The organism is Paracoccus aerodenitrificans, from assembly GCF_027913215.1.
GTDB classification, from domain to species: domain Bacteria; phylum Pseudomonadota; class Alphaproteobacteria; order Rhodobacterales; family Rhodobacteraceae; genus Paracoccus; species Paracoccus aerodenitrificans.
This window is the reverse complement of record NZ_CP115784.1, coordinates 843,192-856,293: the sequence shown is the minus strand read 5'-3', so window position 1 is coordinate 856,293 and position 13,102 is coordinate 843,192. Positions and strand designations below refer to the sequence as shown.

12 protein-coding genes are annotated in these 13,102 nt (G+C 60.3%); 7 read left to right on the top strand and 5 right to left on the bottom strand.

The genetic code is table 11. From position 1 onward, the window contains the following. Positions 1 to 209: 209 nt before the first annotated feature. Positions 210 to 758 carry a carboxymuconolactone decarboxylase family protein gene (locus tag PAE61_RS05585; protein WP_271114365.1) on the top strand — a complete coding sequence of 183 codons (549 nt, stop codon included), beginning with the start codon at positions 210 to 212 and terminating at the stop codon, positions 756 to 758. Here the strand turns inward: PAE61_RS05585 and PAE61_RS05580 are convergent. Then, a complete protein-coding gene (locus PAE61_RS05580) occupies positions 750 to 1,217 on the bottom strand; it encodes a type II toxin-antitoxin system RatA family toxin (protein ID WP_271114364.1) in 468 nt (155 codons plus the stop codon). The two genes, PAE61_RS05585 and PAE61_RS05580, sit on opposite strands and share 9 nt — an antisense overlap. A gap of 47 nt (positions 1,218 to 1,264) precedes the next feature. Between PAE61_RS05580 and PAE61_RS05575 the strand changes: the two genes are divergently transcribed. Continuing rightward, entirely contained in the window at positions 1,265 to 1,450 is a 186-nt protein-coding gene (locus PAE61_RS05575; protein WP_271114363.1) for a hypothetical protein, read from the top strand. 26 nt (positions 1,451 to 1,476) lie between these two features. Here the strand turns inward: PAE61_RS05575 and ypfJ are convergent, their stop codons facing one another. Then, positions 1,477 to 2,322 (bottom strand): KPN_02809 family neutral zinc metallopeptidase, encoded by an 846-nt coding sequence (gene ypfJ, locus PAE61_RS05570; RefSeq protein ID WP_271114362.1) that lies wholly within the window; start codon positions 2,320 to 2,322, stop codon positions 1,477 to 1,479. A 136-nt stretch (positions 2,323 to 2,458) separates the two neighbouring features. Here ypfJ and PAE61_RS05565 point away from each other — a divergent pair, with 136 nt between their 5' ends. The 4 genes from PAE61_RS05565 (at position 2,459) to PAE61_RS05550 (ending at position 7,530) form a co-directional block, all read left to right on the top strand. After that, positions 2,459 to 3,055, top strand: coding sequence for a DedA family protein (locus PAE61_RS05565; RefSeq protein WP_271114361.1), 597 nt, complete (start codon positions 2,459 to 2,461; stop codon positions 3,053 to 3,055). 58 nt (positions 3,056 to 3,113) lie between these two features. Next, positions 3,114 to 3,596, top strand: coding sequence for a disulfide bond formation protein B (locus PAE61_RS05560; RefSeq protein WP_271114360.1), 483 nt, complete (start codon positions 3,114 to 3,116; stop codon positions 3,594 to 3,596). A 65-nt stretch (positions 3,597 to 3,661) separates the two neighbouring features. Then, positions 3,662 to 6,430: a DNA gyrase subunit A gene (gene gyrA, locus PAE61_RS05555; protein ID WP_271114359.1), complete on the top strand. Its 2,769-nt coding sequence runs from the start codon at positions 3,662 to 3,664 to the stop codon at positions 6,428 to 6,430. Beyond that, entirely contained in the window at positions 6,430 to 7,530 is a 1,101-nt protein-coding gene (locus tag PAE61_RS05550; RefSeq protein ID WP_271114358.1) for an AI-2E family transporter, read from the top strand. Before gyrA ends, PAE61_RS05550 begins: the two co-directional genes overlap by 1 nt. A gap of 31 nt (positions 7,531 to 7,561) precedes the next feature. On the opposite strand, the gene PAE61_RS05545 is transcribed toward PAE61_RS05550, so the two are convergent. Next, positions 7,562 to 8,188 (bottom strand): J domain-containing protein, encoded by a 627-nt coding sequence (locus PAE61_RS05545; RefSeq protein WP_271114357.1) that lies wholly within the window; start codon positions 8,186 to 8,188, stop codon positions 7,562 to 7,564. A 410-nt stretch (positions 8,189 to 8,598) separates the two neighbouring features. On the opposite strand from PAE61_RS05545, the gene PAE61_RS05540 reads away from it, so the two are divergent. Next, positions 8,599 to 9,915: a tyrosine-type recombinase/integrase gene (locus tag PAE61_RS05540; protein ID WP_271114356.1), complete on the top strand. Its 1,317-nt coding sequence runs from the start codon at positions 8,599 to 8,601 to the stop codon at positions 9,913 to 9,915. 300 nt (positions 9,916 to 10,215) lie between these two features. On the opposite strand, the gene PAE61_RS05535 is transcribed toward PAE61_RS05540, so the two are convergent. Together PAE61_RS05535 and PAE61_RS05530 are read right to left on the bottom strand one after the other, a co-directional pair. Beyond that, a complete protein-coding gene (locus tag PAE61_RS05535; RefSeq protein ID WP_271114355.1) occupies positions 10,216 to 11,148 on the bottom strand; it encodes a metallophosphoesterase in 933 nt (310 codons plus the stop codon). Next, the gene (locus PAE61_RS05530; RefSeq protein WP_271114354.1) at positions 11,145 to 12,581 is read right to left on the bottom strand and encodes a DUF6880 family protein; all 1,437 of its coding nucleotides are present in this window, start codon (positions 12,579 to 12,581) and stop codon (positions 11,145 to 11,147) included. Before PAE61_RS05530 ends, PAE61_RS05535 begins: the two co-directional genes overlap by 4 nt. Between the last annotated feature and the right edge of the window lie 521 nt (positions 12,582 to 13,102).

Below are 13,102 nucleotides of genomic sequence, written 5' to 3'. Positions count from 1 at the left end.
AATAAATCAATAATTTACTATAACATGATGTAAATCATTGATAATTTATCTTATCACGTCATAATTTCCGCTCTCTGCGTCTTTTCTCGATCCAATCGTGACCTGTCCGGAACCACCCCTCTCCGCAAAGCGGTTAACGGATGATCGGGCCGACTGAATCAGCTATCAAGGCTGCAGCGACACATCATTCCGGCATGCGCGAGGACGCTATGAACCGTGATTTCCGACCCGTCCCGGACGAGAACTGGCCCGATTCGCTTCGGGATCTGAAAGACGGTTTTGCAACGGCGCTGAATGTCTATCGCGTCATGGCGCATCATCCCGATCTTTTGCGGGCATGGGCGCCTCTGCGCGAGCATGTGGTGAAAAATCCCGTGCTGGATCCCGCGCAATCGGAAATCGTGATCCTGCGTTGTGCGCACAGGCTTGGTGCTGAGTACGAATGGTCACATCATGTACACCGTGCGCGCAGAATCGGTATGGATGACAGCAGGATCGTCACCATGACCGGCGACCGGGCGCAGATGAAGCCGCAGGATGCGCTGCTGGCACAGGCGGTGGATGAGCTTTTCGACGATCGCAGATTATCGCCCGGGACGCTCTCCCGGCTGAGACAGCAGATCGGGCGCGAGGGTGTGCTGGACCTGATGGCGACTGTGGGGTTCTATACGGTTCTGGGTTTTATCGTACAAAGCTTCGGGACACCGCTTGACGACGATATTGCCCGCGAGATGACCGAGTGGCCGCTGCTACCCTAAGCCCGCCCCGGCACCGTACAGCTTCCGCGCACGTTCTTCGAAGGCACGGACGATCCGGCTCATTGCCTCATCGAAGACCACGCCGATCAGACTCGCCAGAATGACATTGCGAAACTCGAAATCGACGAAGAAGTCGACCTCGCTTCCGCCTCCCTCAAGATCGCGGAAACTCCAGCCGCTGCGCAGATATTTGAATGGCCCGTCAAGATATTGCGTGTCGATCTTCATGTCATCGGGCCAAAGCGTTACCCGGCTGCCGAAACGCTCACGAAACACTTTGAACGAGATCACCAGATCCGCCGCGATGACCTCTGATCCGTCGCCCTGTTCGTCGCGCGACCTGATGCGTGCGGCGGTGTTCCACGGCAGAAATTCGGGATATCTTTCAACATCGGCCACTAGATCATACATCTGCCGGGCAGTGTAAGGAAGTTTGCGAGTTTCAGAACGCTGGGGCAAGGTCGGGTCCGTAAATGGCTTTGCCGGAAATAACGCAGAGGGCGAAGATGAACAATATGAACTGGCTGATCCGGGCGTCGAAATGGGCGCGGAATCCGCCAAGCATGAAGATGGTCAAGCTGGTTTTCGGCATCATCGCCGCCGGGCTGATCATGCTGGCCCTGGAAAAGCTGGGATACTGGCCGGAATGGGCGACGCTTGATGAGGGAAGAAAGCCCCGCCTGCCGCGTTGACATACGGCGTGGGGGGCTTTCCGGCCTTAAAGCCCGGCTTCTTTGAAGGTGTTGCAGGCTGACAGCGAGCCGCTCTCATAGCCTCGCATGAACCATTCCTGCCGGTCCTCCGAGGAGCCATGCGTGAAGGCGTCCGGCACGACCGCCCGGCCCGCGCTTTGCATCAGCGCATCGTCGCCGACAGCCGCCGCCGCATTCATCGCCTCGCCGATATCCTCACGCGTGATCGCAAGATCCTGCGTCGAGTTCCGCGCCCACATCCCGGCAAAGCAATCGGCCTGCAACTCGGTCAGTACCGAGAGGAAATTCGAATCGCGCTCACTTGCCTGCTGCCGCATCTGCGTGACCTGAGGCAGGATCCCGAATTCGTTCTGGACATGGTGGCCGACCTCATGCGCGATCACATATGCGGCGGCCAGATCTCCGCCCGCCCCCATGCGCTGCTCCATGACGGTGAAGAAATCGGTGTCGAGATAGATCTTCTGATCCGCCGGGCAATAAAACGGCCCCATCTGCGACGAGGCACCGCCGCAGCCCGACTGCGTCACGCCGGAATACAGCACCATCTGTGGGTCGCTGTAGCGGATGCCGGCCTCTTCGCTGGCAACCTGACCGAAGACATCCTCGGTCTCGGCAAGGATCACCGAAGCGAAATCGCCCATTTCCTGCTCTGCCGCGGTCAGTTCACGGGGTTCGCCGCTTTGCTGGCTCTGCGACACTCCGCTGACCAGTGGCGATATGTCAATTCCGAAGAAATAGCCGAATGCAAGCACGGCAAGCATCCCGACAATGCCGACCCCGCCTGCCCCGGCGCCTCCCATTCTGCGCCGATCCTCGACATTGCGGCTGCCCCGCTTTCCGCGCCATTCCATCCGTGTCGCTCTCCTGCAATTCTGGCTGCACGTCCGGGAAGACCGAACGCGATATAGGCAAGCAAAACCCTAAGCGGGCTTGACGGTTCCCGCAAGCCGCGCGACAGGAGGGCGCTTTAAGGGATGGTGTGCAGAGATGTTCGACTGGATCGTATCGGTCATTGACGGCTGGGGATATACCGGCGTCTTCCTGCTGATGCTGGCCGAGAATGTATTTCCTCCGATTCCGTCAGAGCTGATCATGCCGCTTGCCGGTTATCTGGTGGGCGAAGGCAGGCTGGGGCTGGTCATGACGATTCTGTCAGGCACGGCGGGATCGGTTCTTGGAACCAGCCTGTGGTATGTGGTGGGGCAGATTTTCGGTGCCGTGCGCCTTAAAAGATGGGCGGCCAGATGGGGCCGCGTGTTTACCATGTCGCCATCCGATATCGACGGCGCAATCGGCTGGTTCAGCCGCCACGGCGGCGCGGCGGTGTTCTTTGGCCGGATGCTTCCCGCGATCCGCACGCTGATCTCCGTACCCGCCGGGATTGCCGCGATGCCGTTCTGGCGCTTTCTGCTGCTGACCACGCTTGGCAGCGCGATCTGGACGATTTTGCTGACCGTTGCAGGGCTGATCCTTCAGGACCAGTTCGAGTTGGTTTCGGGGTTCATCGACCCGATTTCCAAGCTGATCGTGCTGTCCATTATCGGGATTTACCTATGGCGGGTGATCCGTTGGAAACCGCAGTAAACCCGGAATCACGACAACGCGACTTGCACTGGGCCGCCGCTGATTCTACTCGGTCGGCATGATCGATATATCTTCCAGAAATCTGGCGCTTCTTGCAGGAGCAGGCTCCGCCGCGTTGCTGATCACCGCACTTGCCTTTCAGGCAATCGGCTATATCCCCTGCGAGCTTTGCATTCTGCAACGCTGGCCGCATCTGGCGGCGGCACTGATCGCCGGGGCGCTGATCTTCATCGACAGCAAAATCCTGAGATGGCTGGGCGCCCTTGCCACCGGGCTTGCCTGCGCCTTCGCGATCTATCACAGCGGTGTCGAGTTCGGCTGGTGGCAGGGACCGACAGCCTGTTCCGGCGGGATCAGCAATCTGGCGACGCTGTCCACGCAGGAGCTGATGGCGCAGCTTGAGACCGCCCCGGTCGTGCGCTGCGATCAGCCGCAATGGTATTTCCTCGGCCTGACAATGGCTGCCTGGAATGCGATCTGCTCGGCGATTCTCACCGGGATGTGGCTGCGGGCCGCGATGGGCCGGGACATCCGCATCTGACGCCGTTGCGCCCAAGCCTGCGTAGGTGCTATACCCCGCAGCAACAATATATTGAGGCGTAAAACGTGGCTGACACCCCCGACGATGACGATCTGGACATGGATAATAATGGCGGCGACGGGCTGCCACCGGAACGCTCGGTCATGCCCCATGACGGGCCGCAGATCGACATCACGGATGAAATGCGGTCGAGCTATCTCGACTATGCCATGTCGGTCATTGTCAGCCGCGCCATTCCGGATCTGCGCGACGGGCTGAAACCGGTTCACCGCCGCATCCTGTTCGCGATGCACGAATCCGGCAACACGCATGATAAACCCTATCGCAAATCGGCCCGCCCGGTCGGCGATGTGATGGGGAAATACCATCCGCATGGCGATGCGGCGATCTATGACGCGCTTGTGCGGATGGCGCAGGATTTCTCGATGTCGCTGCCGCTGCTGGACGGTCAGGGCAATTTCGGCTCGATGGACGGCGATTCCGCCGCGGCGATGCGCTATACCGAAGTGCGCATGGACAAGCCTGCGGATTTCCTGCTGGCCGATATCGACAAGGATACGGTCGATTTTCAGGACAACTATGACGGCAAGGACCGCGAACCGACCGTCCTGCCCGCCCGCTTCCCGAATATGCTGGTCAATGGCGCGGGTGGTATCGCCGTCGGCATGGCCACCAATATCCCGCCTCATAATCTGGGCGAGGTGATCGACGGCACGCTTGCCCTGATCGAGAACCCGGATCTGTCGGCCGAACGGCTGATGGAGATCATTCCCGGCCCCGATTTCCCGACCGGCGGCACGATTCTGGGCCGGTCCGGCATCCGCAAGGCCTATCTGGACGGGCGCGGCTCTATCCCGCTGCGGGCGAAGACCCGGATCGAGGAAACCAAGCGCGACCGTTTCTCTATCGTCATCGACGAGATCCCCTATCAGGTGAACAAGGCCGTGATGATCGAGAAGATCGCGGAAATGGCCAAGGAAAAGCGGATTGAGGGGATCGCCCATGTGCAGGACGAATCCGACCGGCACGGCGTCCGCGTCGTCATCGATCTGAAGCGCGATGCCACGCCCGAGGTGGTGCTGAACCAGCTTTTCCGCTTTACGCCAATGCAGACGAGTTTCGGGGCGAATATGCTGGCGCTGAATGGCGGCAGGCCCGAACAACTGGCGCTGCGCGACTTCCTGACCTACTTCATCAGCTTCCGCGAAGATGTCGTCGCCCGCCGCACCGCCTATGAGCTGCGCAAGGCCCGCGAACGCAGCCATGTTCTGTGCGGTCTGGCCGTCGCCGTGTCCAATGTCGATGAGGTGGTGGAAACCATCCGTTCCTCGAAAGATGCCGCCGAAGCCCGTGAAAGACTGATGGAGCGTCGCTGGCCTGCGCATGAGATCCTTGAATATCTCAAGCTGATCGACGATCCGCGTCACCCGGTCAATGATGACGGCACCTATAACCTGTCGGAAACGCAGGCCCGCGCGATCCTCGATCTGCGGCTGCAACGCCTGACGCAGCTTGGCGTTCAGGAAATCACCGAAGAGCTGAAAAAACTGGCCGACGATATCCGCGACTATCTGGCCATCCTCGCCAGCCGCGAGCGGATTATGGGCATCATCTCGGATGAGCTGAATGAGGTGAAGGAACAGTTCGCCGTGCCGCGCCGGACCGAAATCCTCGACTGGGCCGGGGATATGGACGATGAAGACCTGATCGAACGTGAAGACATGGTCGTCACCATCACCTCGGGCGGCTATATCAAGCGCACCGCCTTGGCCGAGTTCCGTTCGCAGAAGCGCGGCGGCAAGGGGCTGTCAGGGATGGCAACCAAGGAAGACGACGTGGTTACCACGCTGTTCGTCGCCAATACCCACACCGAATTGCTGTTCTTCACCACGGACGGGATGGTCTATCGTCTAAAGACATGGCGTCTGCCGCTTGGCGGGCGGACCGCGCGGGGCAAGGCTCTGGTCAATATCCTGCCGATTGACGGCGGCACCTCGATTGCGGCGCTTCTGCCGATGGATGCGCCGGAGATCGAATGGGATAATTACAAGGTCGTCTTCGCCACAGACGGCGGAGAGGTGCGGCGCAATGCCCTGTCCGACTTCACCAATATCATGCGCAACGGCAAGATCGCCATGAAGCTGCCCGAGGGCACCAGCCTGATCGGGGTCCGCATGGCCACGGATGACGATGACGTCATGCTGGTCACGGCAAAGGGCCGCGCGATCCGCTTTGCCGCGACCGATGTGCGCGTCTTCCAGAGCCGCAGCTCAACCGGGGTGCGCGGCATCCGGCTGGCAGAGGGCGATCAGGTCGTCTCGATGTCCGTCATCCGCCATTTCGAAGCCGATCCTGCCGAACGCGCCGCCTATCTGAAGATGCGCCGCGCCGTGGCCGGCGCGCTGGATGATGGTGCCGAACCCGATGAGGATGAGGAAAACATCGCGGAAGGCAGCATCACCCAGGAACGCTATGCCGAAATGTCCGCGGCTGAGGATCTGATCCTGACCATCACCGAAAAAGGCTCGGGCAAGATCAGCTCTAGCCATGATTACCCGCTGCGCGGGCGCGGCGGTCAGGGCGTGATGGCGATGGACAAGGCGTTGCGCGGCGGTCCGCTGGTCGCGTCCTTCCCGGTCGAGCTGGACGACCAGATCATGTTGGCAACGTCCAAGGGCCAGTCGATCCGGGTGCCGGTGGACGGGATCAGCTTCCGGTCGCGCTCGGCCGGTGGGGTACGTGTTTTCAACACAACCAACGGCGAAACCGTTGTTTCCGTTGCACGTATCGCCGATCAGGGCGAAGATGAGGTGGACGACAACACCGAGTCCTGATGACGGGTAAAAGAGTGGACCGACAGAACCAGATTCTGCGCGACAGACTGCAAACGGGCTTCCTGGGCATTATCGCCTTTGCGATCCTGCTTTTCCTGCTGGTGCAGGCGCGGTTCATGCTGATCTGTCTGGCCATCGCCATCATCATCTTTTCGCTGACCTCGGATGCGATCAGCGCGATTGCACGGCAGCGCGTGCCGAACTGGCTGGCCACGGCTCTGGCGCTGCTGCTGATCGGGGTCGGGCTGCTTTGGGCTTCGGCCACGGTGGTCAGTCAGGTGAACGAGGTCGTGACCACGGCGATTTCCTATGCCGAGCAGATGCAGGCCGCCCTGCCCGCCCTGCTGGAATGGCTGGGACCCGAGGCACAACGCACCGTCGATACCGCCATCCGGAACATCAACGTCACCGGCTGGATGCAGACAGCGGCAGGCGGCGCGTCGGATGTCATTGCCGCCGCCGTGCTGATCTTTCTGTTCGTGGGCTTCATGTTCGCGGAAAAGGTCTGGTTCCCGCTGAAGATCGAAAGCCTGCTCAGCAACGATGCCGAGGCCGCCGCCCGGGTCAGCAAGATCATCACCTCGATCATGCGGCGGGTGAACCGCTATCTTGTGGTTAAGACGCTGGTCAGCGCCGCCACCGCGGGCTGTGTCTGGCTGATCTTCACCACTGCGGGGCTGCCTCTGGCGGGCGCCATCGCGCTTCTGACCTTTGCGCTGAACTTCATCCCCTCGGTCGGATCTGTGATCGCCACGATCATCGCGGTTGTGCTTGCTTATGTGCTGACAGCGGATCTGACGACGACACTGGCCGTCGGGGCCGGCTGCACGGCAGTTCAGTTCGTGATCGGCAATGTGCTGGACCCGATGTTGCTTGGGCAGACGCTGCGCCTGTCCAGCTTCGGCATTATTCTCAGCCTGGCCTTCTGGGCCGCGGTCTGGGGCGTGCCGGGCATGTTCCTTGCCGTGCCGATCATGGTCGCCGTGATGATCGTCTGCGCCCATATCCCCTGGCTGCGCCCGGTCGCTGTCCTGCTGTCGCGCGAAGGTCACCCCGATGACGGGCTGACGGATGGCGAGGAAACCGAATCGAGGGTCTGAGCGCCGCCGCTCCGGTCAGTCCCGGCTCCGATCAATCCCGGAAATGACGGCTTTCTTTGACCTGATCCCAGGCCCAGACAACCTCGGCCAGACGCTCTTCATCCGAGCGGTCGCCCCCGTTCATGTCCGGATGCAGCACCTTCACCAGAGCTTTGTACTGTTTGCGGATCTCGGCGCGGGTCCAGCTATCCTTCGCTTCAAGAATATCCAGAGCCCGCCGCTCTGTCGGTGGCAGCTTGCGGCGCGGACCGCTGCGCACTGAAGGATCGGTCCCGTTCGCGCCCAGAATCTCCAGCGGGTCACTGACCCCATGCCGCGCCCATGCCTGTTCCTGCGCCGCCTTGCCGAAGGGTTTCGTCGGGCGGTCCCAGACCGTAGCGTTATCCAGAAATTCCTGAAATTCCTCTTCCGACTGACCCTGAAAATAGTTCCAGTTCAGATTGTATTCACGCACATGATCCTTGCAGAACCAGTAATAATCATCGAGCGCCCGCGGAGATTTCGGCGCACGATACTTGCCCGGTTCGGCACAGCCCTCCTTGTCGCAACTCCGCGTTGAGGTTTCAAAGGCACCAGTCATCCCCCGCCGCCCCCTCGAGCGCCGTTTCTTGTCTGTTTTGGCCGAAAGATCGAATCCGAATGGGTCTTCGTTGCTCATGCGCACGCCTTGTTCTTTTCGGGTTCCGTACTCTAAGCTATTTCACAAAGGATGAAAGGGGGTCTGGCGCTTTCCTGTATGCGAAGCGTGTAAAACACCGAATATCGGGGTTTATGAGGACGGTGCTGTCGGTGATTGAAGATCCCTGAAGTTGTGCCGTACAGACCGGAAAATCGGATAAGCATTGGCGCACCCGAGAGGATTCGAACCTCTGGCCTCTGCCTTCGGAGCAATTATACGCAGACCATCCGAAATATGCGATGGAGCACGCTATTGCACGATAATGCACTGAAATAACTTCATTTTTCTACACAACAGAATTGACAATCATATCCGGGCCTACGCTACAACTTTCCCCGACATGCTTACGTGGTGCTTACGCGGGAGCCCGGTCAGAAAGGATGGATTTCATGGCGAAGATATCGAAAAGGCTGGTCGAGAGCGCCGAGATCAAGCCCAAGGACTATGTGATCTGGGATGACGACCTGCCCGGCTTCGGGTTGCGCGTCTTCGCATCCGGCAAACGCAGCTATGTCATTCAGTATCGCGCGAAGGGGTGCTCGCGTCGTTTCACGATCGGTCTGCACGGAATCTGGACAACGGAAACCGCCCGCCGCGAAGCGAAGGTGCAACTCGGGCGGATCGCCCAGGGCGACAACCCCGCCGAGGAGCGGCAGTCAGACAGGCAGGCGATCACTGTAAAGGAGCTTTGTGAACGGTATATTGAAGACATGCACGCAGGCCTTATCCAAGGCAAACGCGGGCAACCGAAGAGGCCAGCAACCATCGCAACCGATATTGGTCGGATCAACGGCCACATCATTCCGATTCTTGGAAGGAGGCGCGTCAGAGACCTGAGCAAGGCGGATGTGACGAAAATGATGAACGATATCATTGTCGGAAAAACGCGGGCAGTCAGAAAGACGGGCAATCTTCGGGGCAAATCGGTTCTCCGCGGAGGTCCCGGCACCGCAAGCCGCTCTGTTGGGCTGCTCGGTGGAATTCTCACATACGCGAATGAGGCAGGCATCATCGAACAAAACGTCGCGCATGGGATCCGCAAACCAAAGGATCGCATCAGAGATCGGCGGCTGAGTCCGGAGGAATATCGTGAGATTGGCAACATTCTGAAGCGGTCGGCTGCCGTCCCCGATTTGGCACCAATGACCCATATCGTGCGCCAGATCGCGTTGACCGGCTGTCGGCGCAGTGAGATCATTCAATTGCGCTGGAGCGATGTGGACCTTCTGAACAGCTGCTTGCGCCTCGCCGACTCCAAGGAAGGTGCATCGACCCGCCCCGTCGGACTGCCGGTCATCGAGTTTCTGGAGGCGCAGCGCAAGATATCGGACGACGAGCATGTCTTTCCGGGATCGAGAGACGGAAGGGCGTTCGGAAATTTCCCCAGGCAATGGAAAAAACTCTTCGCAGCGACAAACTTGGAGGGCATCACCGCCCATGTCCTTCGACACAGCTTCGCCAGCATCGCCAATGACCTCGGTCTGAGCGAGATCACGATCGCCGCCCTCCTCGGCCATGCCAAGGGCTCGGTCACCAGCAAATATGTCCACACGCTGGACAACACGCTCGTCATGGCGGCAGACACTGTTTCGGGCTACATTCAAGGCCTGCTGGACGGAAAGGAGTTCAAGCAGACTGCCCATGCATTCGATCGATCTGCTAGGAAAGCGTCACTCGACCAGTTTCTGTTGGATGCCACGAGATAATTTACTCAAACTTGCCGGCACCCGGAAGTTACGCCGATGTGGGCAGTGAAATACCACAACTGTTTAGGCCCGATTTGAACCTACGACCTTCAGGTTATGAGTCGTATCAAACAAACCATGAACAATCGCGCAGGATCACGAGTTGTTGCGTGGTTTCCGCCAGTTGCGAGCCGGGGTCGCGAGAGCGGCCTGCGCGCGGATTGTCAGGATTGCGTAGCGGTTTTCACCCTCGTGCTTCCACCATGCTTCCAATGGTCGGCGACATGATTTCCCGGTAGCACAGTGATCATTCACGGCGGGTCAGTCGAGCACGACCAGGTTCTGTGGATCCAGCGTTGCTTCACCAGCCCAACGATAGGCACAGGTCACTCGGGGATAGTCGAGGCAGACCGCGTTGGGGGCGTCGATGGTCGGTGTGCCCAACCGCTTGTAGTGCCCGAAGAACACTGGCTTCGCCTCGGCCTCGTAAGCGCGAAATGCTACGTCACCCTCAATTGGCGTCGCGGGCAGCGTTTCGGGGTCTGGCACGGACAGGGCCGCGTCGCGCCACGTCATGGCGCCCGATTGCCACCATTTCAGCCGAAGCGCTGTGCGCCGGTGCCCCTTAATGTCATGGAAATAATGCGGCGCAGGAAGCTCGGCTTCCGGTCCCTTCAGCGTCGTCAGGACAGCTTCGGCGAAACCGGTGGCATCATTCTCCAAAGCGATCTCTTGCAGGTCTTCTGTGGCCAGAAGGCCGTTCGGGCGGCGGTTCCTGATCGTGGCCATGCGTGCATCATCCCAACAGGCATGGACCAGACGCATCCCGCCCAGATCAAGGAACAAGGGCAGCGACAGGAACCAGTCCAACATCTCATTCGTGTCCGGGTGCCCAACAGGGAATTCATCCAGGAACGTCTGGTGCTGGTCTCTGTTCTTTGCCGAATGCGCCCGCATGTATCCATCGTCTGTGCCATCGGCATTCAGACCAGGACGATGGTAGAGCAGCGCGTTCAGTTCATGGTTGCCCATGATCGCCACGGCATGTCCCTGATCGCGCATCGCGCGAACGAGGGTCAGGACAGACCGGTTCGTACGGCCCATATCGATGAAATCGCCGAGGAATGCAGCGATGCGTCCCTCTGGATGTAACCACGACGCACTGCCCTGCACATAGCCGAGGCATTCGAGAGTAGATGTCAGGCGGTCGATGTCCGCGTGAATGTCGGGGATGATGTCATATGCTCGCGTCATGCGAGTTGACCCCAGAAGCCGGTCTTCTTGCCATGTGCTGATCTCAGGCGTGCGACATAAGCCTCGTGCGGCTCGACCGGTCCGAAGTCCTCGATCCGTCCGGCCAGGTCGGCACAGGTCGCCAAGTGCTGGGCGGCATAGCCATAGCGCTTCTGCCTTCCCTCGGTCAGCGTGAAATCGATCATCGCCCGCAGCGCCACCGTCGCGGCCAGCGGATGCTTCTCGGCCAATGTCTCGGCCGCCGGCGCCAGGAATTCGTAGTGATCGCCATCGACCTCGTCCTGCCTGTCGATCAGCAGGCGCGCGGCGTGGGCCAGCGATGGCCAGTTCAGAAAGAAGGCCAAGGCGGTCAACAGTTCGGGATAGGCAGCTGCATGCGCCATCGCGCGTTCCTCGGCCTCGATGTCTTCGAAATCCGGCAGCCGCTTCAGATAGGCCCGCAGGTGCTCACCCGACAGGTCGCGCTCGAAACACGCCCAGCGAAATGCCTGCGCCTCTTCCTTCCGGTCAAGCGCCTCCAGCGCGGCAAGTCGGGCGTCCTGCCACTCGGGTGGGATCCAGCGCGCATGGTCCACCTCGGCCCGCTCGATGAAGCCAAGCGCGTCCCCTGCCCTGCCAGCCGCCAGCAAGCGCTGCGCGATCTCGGCCGCGATCTTCGGTACCTTGCGGGTCTTTGGGTCGTACTGCGCGATGAAGCCATCGACGTCGCCCTGGACGTCGGCGATGTCCTTCAGCGCCATTTCGACCGTGCTCTGCCGCGCGCGTTCTTCCATCTCGTGGGCATAGCGCGTGCCGCCGCTGCCCCAGCCGACGGCCTGCCAGTCGCTCTTCGGCGGCACCGGCACGGGCGTGCGCCCAAGTTCCTCGACCAGTGTCTTCAGATGCCCGATGCCGTTGGGGCCCAGCGCCGGGGCGATGATGGCGATCAGACCGTCATACTGACCGAAGCCGTTGTCCTGCAGCGCATCGAGAACCTGCCGCGCCAGTGCCTCCGGCGCCGCATCAGCCGCGTTGGCCACCTCGCCCAGATCGGCGCAGGCCTGGTGGAAGATGTCGATGACAGTGCCGCTGCTGTCGTCGCAGCGTTCGAACACCGGCGTGGCCAGTCCCATGAACCGCCACAGAAGCGCCAGCGCCTCACCAGGATCGTGCGGGGCGATCTGTTCCATGATGGCGCTGCGCTGGGTCTGAAGATCCTTCACCAGCGGCTTGCGGTTCTGCCAGTTCACGAAGGTCCGCGCCTTCGCGATGCTGGTCAGCCGCTTGGTGATCTCCCGCGCCGCCTCCCTCGGGCCCTCCGCTCCAGCAAGGGCAAGGCGCAGCTTGCGCTTGGCTGCAGCATCGCCGGTGCTGATCTCGATCAGTAGCTGCGCCAGACGCTCAGTGCCGAGCGCCTCCAGGTTCTTTGCGTTGAGGGTGGATTTCGACGCCATCGGGATTCCGTTTCTCTTTGTCGACCTTAGCAGCGCGGTCGGAAGACCGGAACCTGCGTTCTGATTCGTGCGGGCCATCGTTTCCGCTCACGACTGCGAAGCAGCCCCTGCGTGAGATTGCGCGGATTTTCCTTTTTCCACGTAATATCAATGTGTTCGTTGACTATCCATTCGCCTTGCGCACTGTGCAAGCCTGAGAACCCGGAAGCCACTCCCATGAGGGCATCTATGTGGCCACTGCAACTGTCTAGGAAGGAATACGGAGTTCACGCTCATCGCTGTCGAGCGGCTGCACCTGGAGGTAGTCTCGGTCCATTTGCGAGACGCAAGGTCGACAGCGGGAGCCAGGCTGGCATTGATGCGATGATCCCGATTAAACGGCACAGGAAGCAACGGTCATCGCAGACAACGATTTACGAAGCAGTATGAAGGACTTCGCGTCCTCTTGCTTCCACAGTATCCGTCCGGTTTCCCCGCTCTGACGGGGAGATGGAGTGCCTGCTAGATGTCCACCATCGATA

Bases quoted from the DNA above. Each gene is read 5' to 3' on its own strand.
- PAE61_RS05585 (WP_271114365.1), top strand. From the start codon at position 210: ATGAACCGTGATTTCCGACCCGTCCCGGACGAGAACTGGCCCGATTCG.
- PAE61_RS05550 (WP_271114358.1), top strand. From the start codon at position 6,430: ATGACGGGTAAAAGAGTGGACCGACAGAACCAGATTCTGCGCGACAGA.
- PAE61_RS05530 (WP_271114354.1), bottom strand. From the start codon at position 12,581: ATGGCGTCGAAATCCACCCTCAACGCAAAGAACCTGGAGGCGCTCGGC.
- PAE61_RS05540 (WP_271114356.1), top strand. From the start codon at position 8,599: ATGGCGAAGATATCGAAAAGGCTGGTCGAGAGCGCCGAGATCAAGCCC.
- PAE61_RS05565 (WP_271114361.1), top strand. From the start codon at position 2,459: ATGTTCGACTGGATCGTATCGGTCATTGACGGCTGGGGATATACCGGC.
- PAE61_RS05535 (WP_271114355.1), bottom strand. From the start codon at position 11,148: ATGACGCGAGCATATGACATCATCCCCGACATTCACGCGGACATCGAC.
- ypfJ (WP_271114362.1), bottom strand. From the start codon at position 2,322: ATGGAATGGCGCGGAAAGCGGGGCAGCCGCAATGTCGAGGATCGGCGC.
- PAE61_RS05560 (WP_271114360.1), top strand. From the start codon at position 3,114: ATGATCGATATATCTTCCAGAAATCTGGCGCTTCTTGCAGGAGCAGGC.
- PAE61_RS05575 (WP_271114363.1), top strand. From the start codon at position 1,265: ATGAACAATATGAACTGGCTGATCCGGGCGTCGAAATGGGCGCGGAAT.
- PAE61_RS05545 (WP_271114357.1), bottom strand. From the start codon at position 8,188: ATGAGCAACGAAGACCCATTCGGATTCGATCTTTCGGCCAAAACAGAC.